The organism is Sphingopyxis sp. OAS728 (assembly GCF_014873485.1).
Lineage (GTDB): Bacteria > Pseudomonadota > Alphaproteobacteria > Sphingomonadales > Sphingomonadaceae > Sphingopyxis.
On record NZ_JADBDT010000001.1, the window covers coordinates 3,835,147 to 3,856,403 of the forward strand.

The 21,257-nt window shown below is 65.2% G+C and carries 17 protein-coding genes and 1 tRNA gene; 13 read left to right on the forward strand and 5 right to left on the reverse strand.

What is annotated here, in order from left to right:
• Position 1: 1 nt before the first annotated feature.
• Positions 2 to 1,072, forward strand: coding sequence for an NAD(P)H-dependent flavin oxidoreductase (locus GGC65_RS18090; protein WP_413052738.1), 1,071 nt, complete (start codon positions 2 to 4; stop codon positions 1,070 to 1,072).
• 14 nt (positions 1,073 to 1,086) lie between these two features.
• Positions 1,087 to 1,575, forward strand: coding sequence for a DUF3237 domain-containing protein (locus GGC65_RS18095; protein ID WP_192648424.1), 489 nt, complete (start codon positions 1,087 to 1,089; stop codon positions 1,573 to 1,575).
• Positions 1,576 to 1,587: 12 nt separating this feature from the next.
• Here GGC65_RS18095 and msrB read toward each other — a convergent pair whose 3' ends face one another.
• Together msrB and GGC65_RS23465 are read right to left on the reverse strand one after the other, a co-directional pair.
• Positions 1,588 to 2,061: a peptide-methionine (R)-S-oxide reductase MsrB gene (gene msrB, locus GGC65_RS18100; protein ID WP_318780188.1), complete on the reverse strand. Its 474-nt coding sequence runs from the start codon at positions 2,059 to 2,061 to the stop codon at positions 1,588 to 1,590.
• Positions 2,054 to 3,106, reverse strand: coding sequence for an alpha/beta fold hydrolase (locus GGC65_RS23465; protein ID WP_318780189.1), 1,053 nt, complete (start codon positions 3,104 to 3,106; stop codon positions 2,054 to 2,056). Before GGC65_RS23465 ends, msrB begins: the two co-directional genes overlap by 8 nt.
• 379 nt (positions 3,107 to 3,485) lie before the next feature.
• Between GGC65_RS23465 and GGC65_RS18105 the strand changes: the two genes are divergently transcribed.
• Genes GGC65_RS18105 through GGC65_RS18115 form a run of 3 tightly spaced genes read left to right on the forward strand, consistent with a single transcriptional unit; the run spans position 3,486 to position 5,575 of the window.
• Entirely contained in the window at positions 3,486 to 4,010 is a 525-nt protein-coding gene (locus GGC65_RS18105; protein ID WP_192648426.1) for a hypothetical protein, read from the forward strand.
• A gap of 12 nt (positions 4,011 to 4,022) precedes the next feature.
• A complete protein-coding gene (locus GGC65_RS18110; RefSeq protein WP_192648427.1) occupies positions 4,023 to 4,661 on the forward strand; it encodes a cysteine hydrolase family protein in 639 nt (212 codons plus the stop codon).
• A gap of 2 nt (positions 4,662 to 4,663) precedes the next feature.
• The gene (locus tag GGC65_RS18115) at positions 4,664 to 5,575 is read left to right on the forward strand and encodes an alpha/beta fold hydrolase (RefSeq protein WP_192649619.1); all 912 of its coding nucleotides are present in this window, start codon (positions 4,664 to 4,666) and stop codon (positions 5,573 to 5,575) included.
• 44 nt (positions 5,576 to 5,619) lie between these two features.
• Here GGC65_RS18115 and GGC65_RS18120 read toward each other — a convergent pair whose 3' ends face one another.
• Together GGC65_RS18120 and GGC65_RS18125 are read right to left on the reverse strand one after the other, a co-directional pair.
• Positions 5,620 to 6,933, reverse strand: coding sequence for an epoxide hydrolase family protein (locus GGC65_RS18120; protein ID WP_192648428.1), 1,314 nt, complete (start codon positions 6,931 to 6,933; stop codon positions 5,620 to 5,622).
• 23 nt (positions 6,934 to 6,956) lie between these two features.
• Positions 6,957 to 8,243, reverse strand: a complete 1,287-nt coding sequence (locus GGC65_RS18125) for a carbohydrate porin (protein WP_318780190.1) — start codon at positions 8,241 to 8,243, stop codon at positions 6,957 to 6,959.
• Between the two features lie 208 nt (positions 8,244 to 8,451).
• Here GGC65_RS18125 and GGC65_RS18130 point away from each other — a divergent pair, with 208 nt between their 5' ends.
• Both GGC65_RS18130 and GGC65_RS18135 read left to right on the forward strand, forming a co-directional pair.
• Positions 8,452 to 9,396, forward strand: a complete 945-nt coding sequence (locus tag GGC65_RS18130) for an enoyl-CoA hydratase/isomerase family protein (protein ID WP_192648429.1) — start codon at positions 8,452 to 8,454, stop codon at positions 9,394 to 9,396.
• Positions 9,393 to 10,118: a hypothetical protein gene (locus GGC65_RS18135; RefSeq protein WP_225940898.1), complete on the forward strand. Its 726-nt coding sequence runs from the start codon at positions 9,393 to 9,395 to the stop codon at positions 10,116 to 10,118. The genes GGC65_RS18130 and GGC65_RS18135 overlap by 4 nt, the downstream gene beginning before the upstream one ends.
• A gap of 289 nt (positions 10,119 to 10,407) precedes the next feature.
• Here GGC65_RS18135 and GGC65_RS18140 read toward each other — a convergent pair.
• Positions 10,408 to 10,494 (reverse strand) — tRNA-Leu (locus GGC65_RS18140).
• Between the two features lie 320 nt (positions 10,495 to 10,814).
• Here GGC65_RS18140 and GGC65_RS18145 point away from each other — a divergent pair.
• The 6 genes from GGC65_RS18145 (at position 10,815) to gspF (ending at position 21,255) form a co-directional block, all read left to right on the forward strand.
• Positions 10,815 to 12,446: a hypothetical protein gene (locus GGC65_RS18145; RefSeq protein ID WP_192648430.1), complete on the forward strand. Its 1,632-nt coding sequence runs from the start codon at positions 10,815 to 10,817 to the stop codon at positions 12,444 to 12,446.
• Between the two features lie 76 nt (positions 12,447 to 12,522).
• The gene (locus GGC65_RS18150) at positions 12,523 to 15,288 is read left to right on the forward strand and encodes a TonB-dependent receptor domain-containing protein (RefSeq protein ID WP_192648431.1); all 2,766 of its coding nucleotides are present in this window, start codon (positions 12,523 to 12,525) and stop codon (positions 15,286 to 15,288) included.
• Positions 15,289 to 15,462: 174 nt separating this feature from the next.
• The gene (locus GGC65_RS18155) at positions 15,463 to 16,341 is read left to right on the forward strand and encodes a type II secretion system protein N (protein WP_192648432.1); all 879 of its coding nucleotides are present in this window, start codon (positions 15,463 to 15,465) and stop codon (positions 16,339 to 16,341) included.
• A gap of 6 nt (positions 16,342 to 16,347) precedes the next feature.
• Positions 16,348 to 18,558, forward strand: a complete 2,211-nt coding sequence (gene gspD / locus GGC65_RS18160; protein WP_192648433.1) for a type II secretion system secretin GspD — start codon at positions 16,348 to 16,350, stop codon at positions 18,556 to 18,558.
• A complete protein-coding gene (locus GGC65_RS18165) occupies positions 18,555 to 20,048 on the forward strand; it encodes a GspE/PulE family protein (RefSeq protein ID WP_192648434.1) in 1,494 nt (497 codons plus the stop codon). Before gspD ends, GGC65_RS18165 begins: the two co-directional genes overlap by 4 nt.
• Complete coding sequence (gspF, locus tag GGC65_RS18170; RefSeq protein ID WP_192648435.1) at positions 20,041 to 21,255, forward strand: type II secretion system inner membrane protein GspF; 1,215 nt, start codon at positions 20,041 to 20,043, stop codon at positions 21,253 to 21,255. The genes GGC65_RS18165 and gspF overlap by 8 nt, the downstream gene beginning before the upstream one ends.
• Positions 21,256 to 21,257: the final 2 nt, after the last annotated feature.

Genomic DNA, 21,257 nt, shown 5'->3' on the forward strand with positions numbered 1-21,257 from the left:
GATGAACACCCGCCATCTTACCCGTTTGCTCGGTATCGAATTGCCGATCATCCAGGCACCGATGGCGGGTGTCTCTTCGCCTGCCATGGCGGCGGCGGTCAGCAATGCGGGCGCGCTCGGTTCGATCGGGGTCGGCGCGACCGATGCCGAGGGAGCGCGCGCGATGATCGCCGCGGTCCGCGAAGGCACCGCGAAGCCCTTCAACGTCAATCTCTTCTGCCATGCGCCCGCCATTACCGATGCGGCGATCGAAGCCGCGTGGATCGCCCGTCTTGCGCCGCTCTTCGCCGAGTTCGGCGTGGATGCGCCCGACGTGCTGGGCGAAATCTATCGCAGCTTCGTCGCCGACGAAGCGATGCTGCAAATGCTTCTGGGCGAGCGGCCTGCCGTCGTCAGCTTTCATTTCGGCCTGCCTTCCGAACCCGCGATCCGGGCGCTGCGCTACGCCGGCATCCTGTTGCTCGCATCCGCGACCAACCTTGACGAAGCGCGGCTCGCAGCGTCCGCTGGCGTCGATGCCGTCGTGGCGCAGGGATGGGAGGCGGGCGGTCATCGCGGCGTCTTCGATCCCGACGCGCCCGACGACCGCCTCGGCACGATGGCGCTCACGCGGTTGCTCGTCGATGCGATCGACCTGCCGATCATCGCGGCGGGCGGTATCATGGACGGTGCGGGCATTGCCGCCGCACTGGAGCTGGGCGCCGCGGCGGCGCAGCTCGGGACCGCCTTTATCGCCTGCGACGAAAGCCTGGCCGATGCCGGCTATCGGGCCGCGCTGGCGAGCGGCGCCGCGCTGCATACGCAAATGGTGCGCGCGGTATCGGGGCGCCCGGCGCGTATATTGGCGAACCGGTTCGCCGCGCTCGATGGCGAGATTTCGGCCGGACAGATCCCGGCCTACCCGATCGCCTATGACCTTGGCAAAGCGCTGCACGCGGCGGCCAAGTCGCGCGGCGAATATGGCTTTGGTGCGCAGTGGGCGGGGCAGGGCGCGCCATTGGCGCGCGCCATGCCCGCCGCGGACCTCATCGCGACGCTGGCCGCCGAGATGGCAGGGGCCCGAAATCCGTGACAGGAGCTGACAATATGGACGATTTCGGCGAAGCCTTTGCCGCGCTCGGCGATCTGCGCGGGCGCCCGCTTTTCGTGATGAAGGTCGGTGTCGACCATATCCATGCGATCGGCGGACCAGCCGGAATCGACCGGCGCGTCGGCGAAATGGTCGCAGGGCGTTTCGCGGGCGAGCGCCTGTCGGGCGATGTCCTGACCGGCGGCGCCGACTGGCAGATCGTGCGCGCCGACGGCGCGGTCCTGCTCGACGCGCGCGTCGTGCTGCGCACCGACGACGGCGCCAAGATCGCGATGGAATATACGGGCATCCGTACCGGGCCGGCCGACGTCATCGCGCGGTTGGGGCGGGGCGAGCCGGTCGATCCCGCCGACTATTATTTCCGCATCGCGCCGCGCTTTTCGACGTCCGATCCGAGATACGAGTGGCTGAACCGCATTATGGCGGTCGGCATCGGTCACCGGCTGCCCGAGGGGCCGGTCTACAGCGTGTTCGAGATTGCCTGAGGGCGGCGGGAGCTATCCCCGCCAAACCAGCCCTTCGGGCGCGCCGCGGCCGAGCCGGTCGGGGAGCGTCTCGCCGGTGGCGACGAACTCGAGCGAGCCGCTGTTGATGCAATAGCGCAGCCCCGTGGGTGGCGGTCCGTCGGGGAAGACATGCCCCTGATGCGATCCGCAGCGCGCGCAGACGATCTCGGCACGGACCATGCCGTAGCGCCTGTCCTCGATCGTCTGCAGATGATCGGCGCTGAACGGCGTCGTGAAGCTCGGCCAGCCGGTGCCGCTTTCGAACTTGGCGCCGGCGCGGAACAGCGGCAGGCCGCAAAGGCGGCAGCAATAGACGCCTTCGCGCTTTTCATAGAGGAAGAGGCCGCAAAAGGGGGCTTCCTCCGCATGGTCGAGGAGGAGGCTGCGCTCCTCATCGGTGAGCGCGGCGGCGAGGTCGTGCCGTTGCTGTCGCGTCGGCGGCGCCAGGTCGAAGCCTTCAGCCACGCGTGACGTCCAGCACCGCCTGCGCAAAGGCTTGCGGCGCTTCCTGCGGCAGGTTGTGGCCGATGCCGCCGCTGATGTCGCGATGCTCGTAGCGACCCGTGAACTTGGCGCGATAGGCGGCGGGCGGCGGGTGCGGTGCGCCATTGGCGTCGCCTTCCATCGTGATCGTCGGGACACCGATCGTCGGCGCGGCCGCGATCTGGCGGTCGAGGTCGGCGTAGCGCGCTTCGCCGTCGGCCAGCGCCAAACGCCAGCGATAATTGTGGATCACGATGTCGACATGGTCGGGATTGTCGAAGGACGCTGCGCTGCGGGCGTAGGTGGCTTCGTCGAAATTCCATTGGGGCGAGGCGAGCTTCCAGATCAGCCGGTTGAAGTCCTTGCGGTTCTTGTCGTAGCCGAGGCGGCCGCGCTCGGTCGCAAAATAATATTGATACCACCATTGCAGTTCGGCCTCGGGCGGCAGCGGCGCCTTGCCCGCTTCCTGTCCGGCGACGAGATAGCCGCTGACCGCAACAAGGCCGGTCGTGCGTTCGGGCCAGATCGCAGCGACGATGTCGGCAGTGCGCGCGCCCCAGTCGAAACCCGCCAGCACGGCGCGCTTGATCTTCAGTGCGTCCATGAAGTCGATCAGGTCCTGCGCCAGCGCGGCAGGCTGTCCGTTGCGGAGGCTGTCGGCCGACAGGAAGCGCGTCGGGCCATAACCGCGCAGATAGGGGATGAGGACGCGATAGCCCTTCGCGGCCAGCAGCGGCGCGACATCGGCGAAGCTGTAGATATCATAGGGCCAGCCGTGCAGCAGGATCGCGACCGGGCCCTTGGCGGGGCCCATGTCGATGTAGGAAATATTGAGGAGACCCGCGTCGACTGACTTGAGCGGTGGGAAAGCTCCGCCGGTCGGGGGTGCAGTCTGGGCGCTTGCCGGCTGCGGTGCTGCACCGGCGCTCGCAAGGCTCAGTCCGAGCTGCGCGGCGACGGCGACGCCGGTGATGCCGAGAAATTGCCGGCGGTCCGACAGGCCCTGTTCGAAAGCGGAAAGCTGCACGTCGTCATACCCCTTTGTCTGGGCCAATCGGGCCGGAAGTGGGACGCGGACGGACTGGGCGGGGGGAGGGAGTGGAGTCCGTCCGCGTCCTCTGCCCGGCGTGGCCAGCGGGCGCCACACCGGGAATTCGCTCTAGTCGGTCATCCGGTTACATCGGCGCCCGACACGGCCAATATTGCGGGGCTTCGACGGCAAATCGATTATACGTTTGTGTTGTCGACACCATCGTATCGATAGTCGTTGCACGCCTTTTGCCAGAAGCGGGCCGCCGACACCAAAGTTCAATAACGGCGTCAGAGACGCCTTCCTATCTCGCCTTGCAGGCTCGGTACGCGCCACCCGTGCACCGACGCCGCCCCCTCCGGCAAAGGATAGAGACATGGCCAACCCCGAAATCGTCGATTCCAGCTTCACCGCGATCATCAACGCACCGATCGACAAGATCGACCTGCCCGCCTGGGCCTTTTCGCTCCCCGAACATGAATATCAGGGCTGTTCGCCGGCGCATGTCGCGGCGGGCGCCACCACCGCGCCCGACGGCCGGCGGATGTCGATCAACGTCGAGATCATCGGCGGAACCTTGATGGTCCAGCATTATGTCGAAACGCTCGCAGAAAAGGATCATCTGGTGCTGGAATCGGTGTCGGACATCTTCCCGCCCGCGGGCCGCACGACGATCCACGTCAAATGGGAACTCAGCGTCAAGGATCTGGGCGATGGCCGCTGCGAATTCGTCAATCATGTGCAGACGCACGCGACCGACGAATTCCTGACCTACCTCGATCGGCAGGGCATCCCGTTCGAAGCCTTTGCGGCGCAGCGCAAGCCGATGTCGCTCGCGCACAACGCGGGCGAGACGCCGCTCTTCGCCGAAAGCATCGAACGCTTCGCGCTGCGCGGTTGAGGGAGAGCGGCCATGGCATTGCCGACCTACAAGCGGGCGTCGACCGCGCTGCTGTTCATCGATCCCTATAATGATTTCCTTTCCGAAGGCGGAAAGGCATGGCCGCGCGTCGGGCCGATCGCCGAGGAGATCGGCCTGCTCGACAATTTGCGCGCGATCGTCGCGGCCATCCGCAAGGCGGACATCCGGGTCTTCATCGCGCCGCACCGCCGCTGGGAGCCCGGCGACTATGAGGATTGGGATCATCCGAACCCGACGCAGATCGGGATCATGAGCCGCCACAGCTTCGCTCGCGGCGAATGGGGCGGCGAATGGCATCCCGACTTCGCGCCGCAACCCGGCGATATCGTCGCCAAGGAACATTGGGCGCAGAGCGGTTTTGCCAACACCGACCTCGATCACCAGCTCCGCCAGCACGCGATCACGCATGTCATCCTGGTGGGGCTGCTCGCCAACACCTGTGTCGAATCGACGGGGCGCTATGCGATGGAACTGGGTTATCATGTCACGCTGATCCGCGACGCGACCGCCGCCTATTCGAAAGAGATGATGCATGCGGCGCACGAGCTCAACGGGCCGACCTATGCGCATGCGATATTGAACACGGCCGAGTTGCTCGACGCGATAACGACGCTGGAGGTGGCCGGGTGAGTATGGCCACCCTGCTCGCGGCGGCGGCGCTCGCGTCGTCGCCCGTCACCTACCAGCGCGTCGACGTCGACGGGGTCGGTATATTCTACCGCGAGGCCGGCCCGAAGGATGCGCCGGTCGTCGTGCTCCTGCACGGCTATCCCTCGTCGTCGCGAATGTATGAGCCTTTGCTGCATCGGCTGTCGGGGCGCTATCGGCTGATTGCGCCTGACTATCCGGGTTTCGGGCACAGCGATGCGCCGCCGCCGGGGCAATATATCTATACGTTCGACCGTCTGGCCGCGACGACCGATGCCTTTCTGAAACAGCTGAAGATCGACCGCTACACGCTCTTCCTGCAGGATTATGGTGGCCCCGTCGGCTTTCGCATCGCGATGAAGAACCCCGACAAGGTGCAGGCGATCATCGTCCAGAATGCCAATGCCTATAGCGAGGGGCTTGGCGCCAAATGGACTGCGATTGCCGATTATTGGGCCGACCGCGCCCTGCATGGCGATCAGGTCGACAAATTCGTCTCGCTCGAAGGGGCCCGGCAGCGCCACATCGGGCTCAGCCCCAACCCCGAGCGATACGATCCCGACAGCTGGACCGACGAATATGCGTTTCTGTCGCGCCCGGGGCAGCGTCAGATCCAGGCCGATCTGCTTTACGATTATCGCACCAATGTCGCCGCCTATCCCGCCTGGCAGGCGTGGCTGCGCGAACATCGCCCGCCGCTGCTCGTGATGTGGGGACGTTATGATCCCTCGTTCATCGTCCCGGGCGCCGAAGCCTATGCGCGCGATGTTCCGGGTGCCGAAATCCACCTGCTCGATGCGGGGCATTTTGCGCTCGACGAAAAGGCCGACGAAGTGGCCAGCCTGACCCTCGATTTCCTCGATCGCCGCTCAGGGAAATCCAACCCCGCTCCCTGAGGCTGGCGATGGGAGGGGCCGGCCCGTCCGGCCCCTCCTTATCGTCAGCGCAGCGACTTGAAGGTCGCACGCAGTTCCGACGTGAACGCCGCAGGCTGTTCCCAAGCCGCGAAATGTCCGCCCTTGGGCAAGCGGTTGTAGTGGACCAGCTTCGGATAGGCTTTCTCCGCCCAGCTCTGTGGCGCGGTGTAAATCTCGTCGGGGAAGGCGCTAACCCCCATCGGTATCTTGACGCCCTTCGGTGCGAAGAAGGGCAGCTTGCTCTCCCAATAGAGACGCGCCGACGACACCGCGGTGCCGGTCAGCCAATAGAGGGTGACATTGTCGAGGATGTCGTCGCGCGACAGCCCCTCGGTGGCGCCGTCGAAGATGCGCGCGATCAGGTCCTGGCTGCGCGCATCATGATCGAGCATCCAGGCGGCAAGCCCGATCGGTGAATCTTCGAGTGCGTAGAGCGTCTGCGGCCGCCCCGCCATCTCCTGCGCATAGCCGAGGCCGTGCTTGTAGAAGAAGTCGAGCTGGTCATAGGCATATTTCTCGTCGGCGTTCAGCCCTGCCGGGGCCGCACCGCCCGCCGCCAACGCCTTGGCGATATTGTCGGGCACCGTCGCGGGCATGTTGGTGTGCACACCGACCAGTTCGGGCGGTGCGATCAGCGCCATCTGTTCGGTCACCGCATTGCCCCAGTCGCCGCCCTGCGCGACATAGCGATTGTAGCCGAGCCGTTTCATCAGCACGATCCATGCCTTGGCGATGCGGATCGGATCCCAGCCGAGTTCGGTGGGCTTGCCCGAAAAGCCGTGCCCCGGAAGCGAGGGAATGACGACATCGAAGGCGTCGGCCGCGGTGCCCCCGAAGGCGGTGGGGTTGGTCAGCGGTTCGATGACCTTCGTCTGTTCGATGATCGATCCCGGCCAGCCATGGGTGATGATGACGGGCAGGGCGTTCGCATGTTTCGAACGGACGTGGATGAAATGGATGTCGACGCCGTCGATATTGGTGATGAATTGGGGATGCGCATTCAGCTTCGCCTCGCCTTTGCGCCAGTCGTGCTCCTTCTCCCAATAGGTTGCCAGTTTGCGCATTGTCGCGAGCTTCACACCTTGCGATGCATCGGGGACGAGTTCCTGGCTCGGCCATTTGGATGCGGCGATGCGGCGTTTGAGGTCGGCGAGCGCGGCATCGGTCGCGCGGAATTTGAACGGGCGGATACCGGCACCACCCGATCCCGATGCGCCCGACAGCGTCTCGTCCACCGCGTCGCTTGCCTGCGCCCAGACGGGCATGATCAGGCTCGATCCGACCGCCGCCGAGGCAAGGAAATTTCGCCTCCCGAGCAAATTATGGAAAATCGACATGCTATTTCTCCTTCGTTGAAAAATCAGAGGCGCAGCACCGCCTTGAGCCCCGCGACGCCGACCGCGCGCGCATCGCGGCGGCCGCCGGGATGGTGGATCCACTGGACATTGGGGCGGAGGTCGAGCCAGCCGACCGGTTTGAAGCCGTAGAAAAGCTCGAATGCATATTCGGCGCCGCGTGGCGGCTGTCCGGCGAGCAGTTCGGCCCGCTCGAGCCGGTTGTTGACATGCGTTCGGGCGACCCCGAAACCAACCATGTCGCCCGCAACGCCCGGCAGCGGGTCGCGCACGAACAGCCCCGCGACGATCTGGTTGTCGATGCGCGATGTGCGGCGATCGGCGGCGAGGGCGTTGAAAAAGACGCTGACTCCCGAGATGCTGGCGCCGCGCGCCGAACGCCCGCTGACTTGCTGCTCGACCGCCAGCCAGACACCATGCGCCGATCCGCGTTGCAGCGGCGCGCGGCCGGTCAATATTGCGGGTTCGCGGTCGACGTCGAGGAACAGGTCGGGCGCATCGGCGGTGCTCACCCACCCCCCGATCTTGTAGCTGCCTACCGGGCCGCCATCGCCGCCGCGCGTCAGCCCGAGCTCGATCGGGATCAGTGCACCGGTTGCGCCCTTGAAACGCCCGATGGTGAAGCTCTTGTCGAGGTTGCGGGGGTTTTCCTCATAGACCCCGATTTGCGCGTAGACACCGCGATGCGCCGCCCGAAGCCGCAGTCCCCATTGGCTGACCGGCCAGTTGTACCAATAGTCGGTGACGATATTGCCCGGCTGCGAGCCGCAGAAGCTGAGGTTCTGGAAGGTGCAGGAAAAGGCGGAGAAGTCTTCGCTCGGCGCCGTTCGGCCCGCCTTCACTGCGATGGCGCCATTCGCGAAGCGTTGCTCGTACCAGAATTGCGTCAGGCGCCAGGTTCGGCCGCGGCCATAGATCTCCTGCACTTCCTGAAGCGTGCCGAGCCCCGCCTTCGTATCGAGCTGCGGACCGTGGCGGTAGGTCATCGTCGCCTGAAAGCTGCCGTCCGTACCCGCGATCCGCTGCATGTCGAATTGCAGGCCGATGCCGAACTCGCCGGTCTCGGTCACATCCTGTCGTTGGCCGCCGCTAAAATTCCAGGCGGTTTCCGCGACATAATGGCCGGTGAGCTCGATCCCGGCATCAGCGAGGCGAGGGCGAAGGCCCAGCACGTCGCCTGCCATCGTGGGTGCGGGCGTCGCTTCGTCGGCACTTTCCTGCGCCTGCGCGGCTGCAGTGACCGACGATGCCATCAACAGCGGCGCAACGATCTGTCTGCCGGAAAATGTCACGAACGCGCCCTTTGTCCACCGATCGGTTCTCCGATCGGCTTCGATGTGGCGCGGGCGCCGTGGGCGGCCATTGTCCGATGGTATTTATAGACTTTGGTATCGGATCGGCGTGCCGCGCCGGTCTTTGATACCAAGGTGCAATAGGGGGCGTCCGGCGACGGCCCATTTGCCGACCTGAACCCATCAGTTTCGGGAAGGACGGATTATGATGATTGCAAGGAAAGTCTCTGCGGCTCTGGCGCTGGCTTCGCTGATGGTCGCGGGCACCGCCGAGGCGAAACCCAAAGCCGCCGCGGGGGTACAGGCAGCCGAGAGCGAGCAGTTTCGGATCACGAAGGTGACGCCGGCTTATTGGCGGGTCACGATCGACAAGCCGCCGTTCAATATCTACGGCCCGGATTCGATGGCGCCGCTGAACCGCGTCATCACCGCGATCGAAAATGATCCCGCGCTGAAAGTCGTCGTATTCGACAGCGCGATCCCGGGCTTCTTCCTGACGCATTATGATTTCTCGGTGCCGCTCGACCAGACGACGAGCATGCCCCCCGGACCGACCGGGCTGCCCCAGCTCCCCGACATGCTCGTCCGGCTCAGCAAGGCGCCCGTCGTGTCGATCGTGTCGATCCGTGGCCGCGCGACCGGCGTCGGCAGCGAATTGTCGCTTGCGAGCGACATGCGGTTCGCGAGCCGCGAAAGGGCGATCCTTTCGCAGTTCGAGATCGGCGCGGGCTTCGTGCCGGGCGGCGGCCCGATGGCGCGGCTTCCGCGTCTGGTCGGCCGCGGCCGCGCGCTCGAAATCCTGCTCAGCGGCAACGACATCGGTGGCGAACTCGCCGAACGCTACGGCTATGTGAACCGCGCGCTTCCCGACGCCGAGCTCGATGGCTTTGTCGACGCGCTGGCGCGCCGCATCGCCTCGTTCGACAAGCAGTCGATCGACCAGATCAAGGCGCTGGTGAACCAGGCGAGCCTGCCGCCCGACGATGCGATCGGCGCCGAATGGGCCGCTTTCCTCGAATCGGTCCAGCGACCGGCGGCGCAGGAACTGATCGGCCGGTTGATGCAGGGGGGGCTTCAGAAGAATGCCGATGTCGAAACAAATCTCGCCAAATATACCGGCGAGGCGAATGTTCAGCGGAATGCGGAGAAATGACCGTGCATCCGATGCTTGCCGAAGCACTCGACGCACACGGCGGTCTCGATCGCTGGCGGCATTTCGGCTTCCTGTCGGCGACGATCGTTACCGGCGGCGAATTCTGGGCGATGAAGGATGTCGTCCAGGATTCCGACCCGCGCCGTAGTACCGTTGATCTCCGCCGCGAATGGGCCACGCTTAATCGTTATGGCAATCCCGACTGGACCTCCGTCTTCACCCCCGATCGCATTGCGATCGAGGGGGCGGACGGCACCGTCATCGCCGAGCGCTTCGATCCGCGCGCGGCGTTCGCGGGGCATGGCATGACGACGCCATGGGACCCGCTGCACCGCGCCTACTTCAACGGCTATGCGCTGTGGACCTATTTCAACGCGCCCTTCCTGCTCGCCGAACCCGATTTTGTCATCGACGAAATTGCTGCGGTGGAGGTCGACGGCGAAACATGGCGCGGGCTAGGCGCCGTCTTTCCGGATCGCATTGCGACGCACAGCAAAGTGCAGGATTTCTATTTCGGCCCCGACGGCCTGCTCCGGCGCCACGACTATCATGTCGATGTCGCTGGCGGCTTTGCCGCCGTGCATCTCGTCTCAGACTATGTCGAAGTCGAAGGCATTCATCTGCCAACCCGTCGACGCGCCTATCAGAGAGGCGACGATATGGAGCCCAAATGGAACCCGCTGATGGTCTCCATCGATCTTACGGGATTTCAATTCGGTTAGGTTGCACCGCGACGGTTCAGTTCCCGATCAGCTTTTCTAAAGCGCGAATCTCACACCCGATGAGTCCGCTAGGCGTGTTTCGCCGCCCTAATATAGACCCTCGGCAACCGGCCAGTAGCAGCCGACTGCCACGTAATCCGCAATTCTTCCCGAGCAGAAAAATCCAAAGATTTAAATGGCCTAGGTGAAGAGGCGACGTTTATCCGTCCGCCTACTCCCGAAAAAAGGTGGGCCGCCAAAGCGGGATATTTCTCTAAATACCTAATTTTACGCCATAAACTGGCTATGATGGTGCGGTCGAGAAGACTCGAACTTCCACGGCCTTTCGGCCACAACGACCTCAACGTTGCGCGTCTACCAGTTCCGCCACGACCGCACATCATGATGGTCCGGACGGGTCCGGTACCAGGTAGGAGCGGGCGCCTAGCAAAGCTTTTCGGGTGATGCAAGCGAGCTTCGCGGGTTTTATTTTTTTGCGGATGCGAAGACGGCGCTGTCCCACATCGGTCCGATATCGGCGCGTGTCACCAAATCGACTCCAAAGCGTCATCCAACTGTCATCGCTCTACCGTCAGACCGTCATCGAATCACCCTAGTGGCGGCGGCACCGGGGGTGAGGCAGCTATTCCTCTTTCGCTCGCCGGTGAGTTTTTTCAGCAGCGCCCTCGGGCGTGCACACCGGGAACGGAGAATTTCATGGCGGCTTTCGCACGCGTTCGTTTGATCATGCTCACCAGCGTGGCTTGCTCCACTCTTGCCGCCTGCGGCGCCGAAGATATCGCCTCGCCCGGCACCGGCGGTCCGGTCATCATCAATCCCACTCCGACGCCGACCCCCACACCGACCCCGACCCCCACGCCGACCCCGCCGTCGGTGACCCCCGCAGCGGGCTGCCCGACGATCGGCGGCGGTGCGCTGGTCGACAGCGGCACGATCACCAACGCCGCGGTCGGCAGCTTCCGCGTCTGCACGCTTCCGGCGCGTTTCACCGCCAACTCGACGCTGCCGAAGATCGCCGGCCTCGTCTATCGCATCAACGGCCGCGTCGATGTCGGCACCGACCAGGGGCCGACCGAGGAAACGACCGATCCGACCGACGTCGTCCTGACGATCGAACCCGGCGTCATTCTCTACGGCGAATCGGGTCCGTCTTGGATCAACGTCAACCGCGGCAACCGTATCTCGGCGGTCGGCACCCCGACCCGGCCGATCATCTTCACCAGCCGCGACAACGTGCAGGGCCTCAACACCGAAAATTCGTCGGGCCAGTGGGGTGGCGTCGTGCTGAGCGGCCGTGCGCGGATCACCGACTGTGCCGCGACCGCGGCGGCGCCGGGCACCAACGCGTGCGAACGCCAGACCGAAGGCGCGGTTGATCCGGCGCTCTACGGCGGCGAGCTCAACAACGACAACAGCGGGCAGATCAGCTACGCCCAGATCCGTTTCTCGGGCTATATCCTCTCGGGCAACAGCGAGCTCCAGTCGCTGACGCTGCAGGGCGTCGGGTCGGCGACGCAGATCGACCACATCCAGTCGTACAACAGCTCGGACGACGCGATCGAAATCTTCGGCGGCAACACCCATGTGAAGCATTTCATCTCGGTCGGCGCCGAAGACGACAATCTCGACACCGACGTCGGTACGAAGGCCAATTTCCAGTACGGCATCCTCGTCCAGCGTCCGAACGTCGGCGACTCGATGATCGAAGCCGATACCGACAATGACCGCGACGCCAACACGCCGCGCCAGAACACCCGCGTGTCGAACTTCGTGTTTGTCCAGAATTCGGCGAACAGCTCGTCGAACCAGGCGACCTTCCTGATGCGCGGCGGCACGGACTATGCGCTGTACAACTCGGTCGTCGTCAGCCCGAACAACGCGTGTCTCCGCCTCAGCCGCGCCCAGACCGCGTCGGGAACGCAGGATGCGGCAACCGACGAGTTCGGCGCGCCGATCTTCCGCTCGGTGCTGATGCAGTGCGCCGCGACCAAATATGTCGCCGGCACCAACGTGACGGCCGCCGAAATCCAGGCGATCTTCGGCACGGGTACGAACGGAAACAACGACGCCTACACCCCGACGCTGACGAACGTCTATGTCAACGGGGCGACCGAAACCGCGGCGACGCCGTTCAACGTGACGGCGCTCAACGGTCAGGCGTTCAACGGCTTCACGCTGACGCGCGCCGGCTTCTACGACCAGACGGCCTATATCGGTGCGGTTCGTGACGCGAGCGACACCTGGTACCAGGGTTGGACCTGCAACAGCGGCACGGCCAACTTCGGCACCGGCAACTCGGGCCTCTGCACCGCCATCCCGACCACCTGATTTCTGCATTCGACGGGAGGGGGCGGTGCATGCCGCTCCCTCCCGCATATTTTCCCGGATCCTAAGGGGGACCGTCATGACTAAGCCGCTCCGGCTCGCCAGTCTGTTGTTGATTTCCACGGCGCTTGTCGCGCCCGCCGCTGCGATGGCGCAGTCCGACCCCGCCGCCGAGACGCCGGCGCCGCCGGTTGCCGATCCGGCGGCCGACCCCGCCACCGCCCCGGCGGAGGACGAGACCGATATTTCGATCCCCGGCGCCGACCTGTCGGCGCCCGAGGGTGAAATCGTCGTCACCGGGCGCCGCAACGCGAATATCGAACGCACCGCGCCGCAGGTCGTCTCGGTTCTTGGCGCCGCCGACATCGCGCGCACGGGCGAAGGCAATATCGCGGGCGCGCTCGGCCGTGTCACCGGCCTCAGCGTCGTCGGCAACGGTTTCGTCTATGTCCGCGGTCTCGGCGACCGCTACTCGCTGGCGCTGCTCAACGGTTCGCCGCTGCCGAGCCCCGAACCGCTGAAGCGCGTCGTCCCGCTCGACATCTTCCCGAGCGGCATCATCGCCTCGTCGCTCGTCCAGAAAAGCTATTCGGCGAACTTCCCCGGCGAATTCGGCGGCGGCGTGATCAACCTGACGACCAAGGCGGTTCCCCGCGATCCCTTCCTGCAGTTCGGTGCGAGCATCGGCGGCAATTCCGAAACCACGGGCCAGCTCGGCTACACCTATTACGGATCGAGCACCGACTGGACCGGCTTCGGCGACGGCGAACGCAAGCTGCCGTCGGCCTACAAGGCCTGGCGCGCGTCGGGCCTGCGCATCAACGACCCCGGCGTGAACCAGCAGGCGATCGCCGGCCAGTTCGTCACCGGGCGTAACGGGCTCGTCCAGCGCAACGACGATATGCCGGTGAACTGGGGCGCCAACATCACGGGCGGAAAGGCCTGGACGCTTGGCGGTACCGAGATCGGCCTGATCGCGACCGCGGGCTACACCAGCCGCTGGCGCACGCGCGACGTGACGCAGCAGACCGCGAACGCGCTCGACCTGTCGTCGCTGAACACCGACGTCAACCGCGTGATCACCGACAACCGCGTCGTCGTGAACGGCCTGATCGGCCTCAGCGCCGAGTTCGGCGAAAACAAGGTTCGTTGGACCAACCTCTATATCCGCGACACCATCAAGCAGGCGCGCCTCGGCGCCGAGGACCGTCCGCTGACCGCGGACTCGAACCCTGGCGTCAGCTTCATGTACCAAGACACCGCCTGGTACGCGCGCCAGCTGTTCAACACGCAGTTCGTGGGCGAATTCCAGCCCTTCGACGATCTGAATATCGACGTTCGCGCCGGCTATGCGAATTCGAAGCGCGAGGCGCCGTTCGAATTGAGCTTCCTCTATAGCCGTTCGAACAGCCCGACCGATCCGTACGGCCAATATTTCACCAACACGCTCAGCACCGGTCAACGTCCGGGCAGCGCGTCGATCGCCTTCTCGGACCTCAACGAGGACCTTTATTCGGCGGGCATCGACTTCACCTATGAAATCACGCCGACGGTGAAGGCGGTCTATGGCTATGCCTATAGCGACACCGACCGCGTCACCGAACGCCGCGACTTCCTGTTCCAGGGCAATAACAATATCCCGCTGGCGGTCTCGATCCTGCGGCCCGACCAGCTGCTGTCGCAGGGCGTGATCTGCTTCCCGCCGCTCAATCCGCCGACCAATCCCAATTGTCCGGCCAACCCGAGCCCGACCGGCATCTCGCTCGTCGACAGCACGGGTTCGAACCCGACGTTCGAGGCGATCCTGCGCAACCATGCGGCCTATATCCAGCTACAGGCCGACCTGATCGACGGCTTGAACCTCAACGCCGGCGTCCGCTACGAGACCGCAGTCCAGCGCGTCAGCGCGGTTCAGGTCTATGACGTCAGCCCGACGCTGCCGCCGTCGACCGGGCTCACGCGCGATTATTTCCTGCCTGCCGCGACGCTGACCTATGAGCTCCAGCCGCAGATGCAGGTCCGTCTCAGCGCGTCGAAGACGATCGCGCGGCCGCAGTTCCGCGAACTGGTGTTCCAGACCTATTATGATCCGGACACCAACCGCACCTTCCAGGGCAATCCGCAGCTGGTCGACAGCCAGCTCTATAACGCCGAGGGCCGCTTCGAATGGTATTTCGCGCCCGAACAGCGCGTCTCGGTCGGCGGCTTCTGGAAAAAGATCAAGAATCCGATCGAAACCTACGCCAGTTCGGACGGCAACGCCGTGACGACGCGTTTCGCCAACGCACCCGAAGCGACGCTTTACGGCGCCGAAGTCGAGGTCCAGAAACATTTCGACCTCAGCGGCTGGGGTGACGGTTTCTTTGCCACGCGCCGCGCCGTCGTCATCGGCAACTACACCTATTCGAAGTCGAAACTGAAAGTCGGTGCGGACGATCCGGTGCAGGCGTTCCCCTTCACCGGCGCGACGCTCGCGAGCCAGTTCTTCCGCGACGGCGCACCGCTGACCGGCCAGTCGGACCATCTGGTGAACGTCGAACTTGGGCTCGAGGATACGGAAAAGCTGTCGCAGCAGACGATCCTGATCGCTTACGCCTCGGATCGCGTCACCCGGCGCGGGCCGTCGGGGCAGCCCGATATCTTCGAACGCCCGGGCATTCAGGTCGACTTCGTCGCACGTCAGGGCGTGCCACTGTTCGGCAAGGAGCTCGAGCTCAAGTTCGAAGCTCGCAACATTTTCGTTACGAAGTACAAGGAAATGCAGCAGAATGGCGACAACATCATCTATTATAACCTCTACAAAACCGGCACGACCTTCTCGCTCGGCGGAACGCTGAAGTTCTAAAGCCTGCCTCTTCGCCGTCCCGGATTCGACCGGGACGGCGACTTCCGCGCCAAGTCCAGCCCGGACTCGCTCGGCCGTCAAAAAACTGTAATCTTCCCGTCAACTGATTGTCACCAATCGCCCCTAGGCGATTCGCGACGGCAACTTCAGCCTTGGGGGGACAGGGACAATTTCATGGTGACGCTGATGTCCGGATCGGCCGTTCGGTTGTCACGCGGATTGCCCGCCTGGCTGCGGAATGGCCGGCGCTCGCCGCGCGAGATCTGGCCGATGCTGCTCGCGGGCCTGCTTGGCGCGTTGTTGGTGTGGCAATGCGTCCGCTTGCTGTGGGCATTGATCACTCCTCTGTCGCCGCTCGGCGCGTGGCAGCCGCAGGCCGCGGTTATCGCCTCACCCGCCGAACGCCGCGCGCTCTTCACCAGCCTCGATCCTTTCTTTCGCGGCAACGCGCAGGGACCGGCTGCGGCGACCGTCACCTCGGCGGGGCTCACGCTTTTCGGTATCAACCTCAACGAGGCGACGGGCGGCGGCTCGGCGATTATTGCGGGTGAGGATGGCATTCAGACCAGCTATGCCGTCGGCGACGAGATTGCGCCCGGTTTGAAGCTCGCCGGCGTCGCCTTCGACCATGTGCTGCTTGATCGCGGCGGCGCACGCGAAAGCCTGTTCCTCGACCAGAGCGGCGAGGCGCCGGTTGCGAACGCCGCGACCCCGCTGCCCGCGCCGACGCCCGAAATCGGCTCGGTTCCCGCCGCGTCGGCGAGCGGCGAAATGACCCCCGCGGCGATCAAGGCCGGCGTCGCCTTTGCCCCGCGCACCGAAGAGGGCCGTGTCACCGGCATCGTCGTCCAGCCGCAAGGCGACGGCGCGGCGTTTCGCGCCGCGGGCCTGCGTCCGGGCGACGTCATCCGGTCGGTCGGCGGCCGCCCGATCGGCTCGGCCGCCGACGCCGCGGCACTCGCCAATCAACTTACGCCGGGTGCGCGTATCTCGCTCGAGGTCGAGCGCGGTGCCAGCGTCGTTCCCGTCGCCATTTTCCTCTCGAAACAATAGAGACCCATGCGCCTCAAACTTTCCCTGATGCTCGCCGCCGCACTGGTTTCCGCCACGCCGACCGTGGTGTACGCGCAATATACGCTCAACGTTCGCGATGCCGACATCCGCGCCTTCATTCAGGACGCGGCGCGGATCACCGGGCGCACCTTCGTCATCGACGGGCGCGTTAACGGCAAGGTCTCGGTCGTCACCGACCGGCCGCTGTCGCGCAGCGAATATTTCGAGATTTTCCTCGCGACCTTGCGTTCGAACGGGCTCGTCGCGGTTCCGGGTCCCAACGGCAGCTACCGCGTCCAGCCGATCGACGGCGCCGCGGCGCAGCCCGGCCGCATCGGCAGCGGCGGCGCGGCGCAGAACCAGTTCGTCACCGAGATCATCCGCTTGCGGTACATCGATGCGGTGTCGGCGGTCGAAACGTTGCGCCCGCTCGTCAGCGCGCAGGGGTCGCTCACGGCGAACCGCAACGCCAACAGCCTGGTTGTCGCCGATTTCGCCGACAATATCCGCCGTATCCGGGCGCTCGCCTCGAGCATCGATCGCGACAGCTCGACCAGCCAGATCGTCACGCTCAAAAATGCCGGCGCGCGCGAGATTGCCGCGGCGTTGCAGGCGCTGGTGCCGGCCGCGGGCGAGGGCGCACAGAAGCCCGTCGCGATCGTGCCGATCGACAGCAGCAATGCGATTGCGCTGAGGGGTGATCAGGCGATGGTCGCGCGCTTCGTGTCGATGGCGAACGACCTCGACGCAAAGGCGGCGGGCGGCACCGAACTGCGCGTCTATTGGCTGGAACACGCCAATGCCGAAACCCTGCTGCCGACGCTGCAGCAGCTGATCGGCGGCGGCAGTGATCCGGTGCAAAAGGCGGGCCTGCCGCCCGCTTCCTCCTCTTCGTCCTCGAACGGCAGCGGAAGCTCGGCGCCGGTGGCGGCCGCCACGAACGCGCCAACGTCTACGGGCGGCGGCGGCACCGGCAGCATCTCGACCCGCGGCCCCGCGATCATCACGCGCTACGAAGGCGCCAACGCGATCATCGTCGCGGCGAATAGCGAAGTGCAGCGTATGCTCGGCGAATTGATCCGCCAGCTCGACAGCCGCCGCCAACAGGTCCTCGTCGAGGCGATCGTCGTCGAGATCGGCGACGATGCGGCGAAGCGGCTCGGCGTCCAGTTCCTGCTCGGCGGCAAGAATATCCCGTTCGTCGCGACGAGCTACAGCAATGCGCAGCCTAACATCCTGACGCTCGGCGGCGCCTATGCCGCGAACCGGCTGTCGCAGGAGACCACGACGGTCAATGGCAACACCACGGTCACACAGACGAACAGCTCGCTCGGCAACAGCCTGCAGGAAGCCGCGGCGGCGTCGCTGCTCACGGCGACCGGCGGCTTTGCGGGTTTCGCAGGCGATATCGGCAAGAACACGATCTTTGGCGCGATCATCAACGCGGTGAAGTCGGACACCACGTCGAACCTGCTCGCGACGCCGCACATCGTGACGCTCGACAATCAGGCGGCGAAATTCCTCGTCGGCCAAGATGTGCCGATCACCACGGGCGAACAGCTGGGCGACAATTTCGAAAACGCCTTCCGCACCGTCCAGCGCGAAGAGGTCGGGATCAAGCTGGAGGTGACCCCGCAGGTCAATGGCGCGGGCGAAGTGAAGATGTTCCTGCGCCAGGAAGTGTCGAGCGTCGCTGGCCCCGTCTCGTCGCGCAACAGCGACCTCATCCTCAACAAGCGCGCGTTCGAGACGGTGCTGACCGTAGACGATGGCGAAATCCTCGCGATCGGCGGTTTGCTCAACGACGACGAGCGCAAGACGATCGAGCGCATCCCGCTTCTCAGCGACATTCCACTGCTCGGCGAATTGTTCAAGTCGCGCAGCCGCACGCGCTCGAAAACGAACCTCATGGTCTTCATCCGCCCGACGATCCTGCGCAATCGCGAGGATAATGCCGCGCTCACCGCGCGCCGCTACGGCTATATCCGCGACTTCCAGCTTCAGCGGAACCCCAACGAGGAACCTGCGATCGATACGTTGGTGCGCGACTATCTGGGCGCGGTGCCGCCGGCGCCGACCGCGCCAACGCCCGCCGATATTACCGTCGGCCCGGTCAATCTGCCCGAACTGCGTGGACCCGATGGCAGCGTGACAACCACCGACGTTCCGCCCTCGATTTCGCAGGCCCCCGCTCCCCCTGCCGGAGACTATCCGTGACCGACATCGAACCGGCGGCGCCTCCCCCGGCGCCGGTTGATATCCCGTATGGCTTCGCCCGCGCGCATGGCGTCGTGATCGCGCAGGCCGAAGGCGGAGCGTGGCTCGCGACGTTGCGCGAGGACGCCGATCCTGCGGTGCTGATCGAAGTGAAGCGCTATCTGGCACAGCCGCTGCGCGTCGCGACCGCGGGCGTCGCCGATTTCGACCGGCTGCTGTCGGACCATTATGCGGTCGACAGCTCGGCCGCCGCTATGGCCGGCTCGCTCGATGGCAGCGACCTCGATCTCGGCATCCCGAGCGCGGAGGATCTGCTCGACAGCGCCGATGACGCGCCTGCGATCCGCCTCATCAACGCGATCATCGCCGAAGCAGTACGGCAGGGCGTCAGCGATATTCATATCGAACCCTATGAGAGCGGGCTTGTCGTGCGGATGCGCGCCGATGGCGTTCTGCGCGAGCATCTGCGCATGCCGCCGCATGTCGCGCCCGTTGTCGTCAGCCGCATCAAGGTGATGGCGCGGCTCGACATCGCCGAACGCCGCGTGCCGCAGGACGGCCGTATCGGGCTGACGCTGGCGGGCAAGGCTGTCGACGTGCGCGTGTCGACGCTGCCGAGCCGCGCGGGCGAACGCGTCGTGATGCGTATCCTCGACAAGGATGCGGCGGGGATCGACTTCGACGTCCTCGGCCTGTCGGGTGCCGCCGACCAGATTTTGCGCGAGGCGCTCGCTGAACCCAATGGCATCATCCTCGTCACCGGCCCAACGGGCTCGGGCAAGACGACGACGCTATACGCGGCGCTCAAACAATTGAACGACGGGCAACGCAATATCCTGACCGTCGAGGATCCGGTCGAATATGCCGTCGACGGCGTCGGCCAGACGCAGGTGAACAGCAAGGTCGGGCTCGATTTCGCCGCGGGCCTCCGCGCTATCCTGCGCCAGGATCCCGACGTCGTGATGGTAGGCGAAATCCGCGACCGCGAGACCGCCGACATCGCGGTGCAGGCGTCGCTGACGGGACACCTCGTGCTCTCGACCGTCCACACCAATGATGCGGTCGGCGCGATCACGCGCCTCAAGGACCTCAAGGTCGAGCCCTTCTTGCTCGCCTCGACGCTGCGCGCGGTCCTGGCGCAGCGGCTGGTCCGCAAGCTGTGCGACCATTGCCGCGAGCCGGTGCAGGCCGACAACAGCGTCGCTGCGATCCTCGGGCTCGACATCGGCACCGTCATCTGGCGCCCGAAGGGCTGCGAACAGTGCGGCGGCATCGGCTACAAGGGCCGAATCGGGGTGTTCGAGGCGATCAAGGTCGATGAAACGGTACGTCGCTACATCTATAACGGCGGCGACGAGGCGATGATCGCGCGTCATGCGTTCCTGAAATCGCCGACGTTGGCTTCGGCGGCGCGGACGATGGTCGCGAAGGGGCTGACGACCGCCGAAGAGGCGATCCGTATCGCGCGGCGCGAGGAAATCGATGCCTGATTATCGCTATGTGGCGATCGATCCCCAGGGCCGCGAGCGCAAAGGGCGGCTGACCGCCGCCAACGACGACGCGGCGCGCGCGGATCTGGTTCGCCGCAAATTTCATATCGTCGCGGTCGAAGCTGCGGGGGCCAAACCAGCCGGCCGTTCGCTGCTTGCGTTCCGCCGGAATAGATTGAGCAGCAAGGATCTGGCGCTGTTCACGCGCCAGCTCGCGACGCTCGCTGAAGTCGCGCCGCTCGAAGAGGCGCTACGCACGCTGACGCGGCAGAGCGAGGCCGAAAGCGCGCGCGCCGTCATCGGCGATGTCCACGCCGGCCTGCTCGAAGGCCGCCGCCTAGCCGATGCTATGGGACGCCAGCCGGGCAGCTTCCCGCCGCTCTACCGCGCGATGGTCGCCGCGGGCGAAACCACGGGCAGCCTGACCACCATTCTTGCCCGTCTTGCCGACCTGCTCGAACGCCAGGCCGAGGTGCGCGGCAAGCTGATCGCCGCGCTCGCTTACCCCATCGTCCTCGCGATCGTCGCGATCGGCGTCGTCGCGGCGCTGATGATCTTCGTTGTCCCGCGTGTCGTCGAACAATTCACCGACGTCGGCCAGCAACTGCCGTTTCTGACCCGCGCGGTGATTGCGATTTCCAGCTTTGCCGCGAACTGGTGGTGGTTGATCGCGTTGCTGATCGCCGGGGCGAGCTTCGGCTGGGTCACCGCGATGCGGCGCCCGGCGTTCAAGGCGCGCGTCGATGGCCGGCTGCTCCGCCTGCCGCTTTTCGGGCGCTTGCTCCGCGACCTTTATGCCGCGCGCTTTGCGCGGACGCTGTCGACGATGGTGTCGAGCCGCCTGCCGCTCGTCGAAGGGTTGAAGCTGACCGTGCCGACGATCCGCAACGCCGCGCTCGCGGGAGCGACCGCCAATATCGTCGATCAGGTGCGCGCTGGCGGCAGCTTGTCCGCCGCGCTCCGCGATGCCGGGGTCTTCCCTCCGCTGCTCGTCTATATGACTGCGAGCGGCGAAAGTGCCGGGCGGCTCGAGCAGATGCTGGAGCGCGCCGCCGACTATCTCGAACGCGAATTCGACCGCTTTACGGCGGCGTCGATGGCGCTTCTCGAACCTGTCATAATTGTCGTTATGGGGTCTTGCGTGGCCCTTATCATCCTCGCCATTCTGCTTCCGATCCTTCAGTTGCAGAACCTTGCAGGTCTATAATA

Coding starts and splice junctions, on each gene's coding strand:
- GGC65_RS18145 (WP_192648430.1), top strand. CDS start 10,815: ATGGCGGCTTTCGCACGCGTTCGTTTGATCATGCTCACCAGCGTGGCT.
- GGC65_RS18090 (WP_413052738.1), top strand. CDS start 2: ATGAACACCCGCCATCTTACCCGTTTGCTCGGTATCGAATTGCCGATC.
- GGC65_RS18130 (WP_192648429.1), top strand. CDS start 8,452: ATGATTGCAAGGAAAGTCTCTGCGGCTCTGGCGCTGGCTTCGCTGATG.
- GGC65_RS18155 (WP_192648432.1), top strand. CDS start 15,463: ATGGTGACGCTGATGTCCGGATCGGCCGTTCGGTTGTCACGCGGATTG.
- GGC65_RS18110 (WP_192648427.1), top strand. CDS start 4,023: ATGGCATTGCCGACCTACAAGCGGGCGTCGACCGCGCTGCTGTTCATC.
- GGC65_RS18095 (WP_192648424.1), top strand. CDS start 1,087: ATGGACGATTTCGGCGAAGCCTTTGCCGCGCTCGGCGATCTGCGCGGG.
- GGC65_RS18135 (WP_225940898.1), top strand. CDS start 9,393: ATGACCGTGCATCCGATGCTTGCCGAAGCACTCGACGCACACGGCGGT.
- GGC65_RS18120 (WP_192648428.1), bottom strand. CDS start 6,933: ATGTCGATTTTCCATAATTTGCTCGGGAGGCGAAATTTCCTTGCCTCG.
- gspF (WP_192648435.1), top strand. CDS start 20,041: ATGCCTGATTATCGCTATGTGGCGATCGATCCCCAGGGCCGCGAGCGC.
- GGC65_RS18150 (WP_192648431.1), top strand. CDS start 12,523: ATGACTAAGCCGCTCCGGCTCGCCAGTCTGTTGTTGATTTCCACGGCG.
- GGC65_RS18115 (WP_192649619.1), top strand. CDS start 4,664: ATGGCCACCCTGCTCGCGGCGGCGGCGCTCGCGTCGTCGCCCGTCACC.
- gspD (WP_192648433.1), top strand. CDS start 16,348: ATGCGCCTCAAACTTTCCCTGATGCTCGCCGCCGCACTGGTTTCCGCC.
- GGC65_RS18105 (WP_192648426.1), top strand. CDS start 3,486: ATGGCCAACCCCGAAATCGTCGATTCCAGCTTCACCGCGATCATCAAC.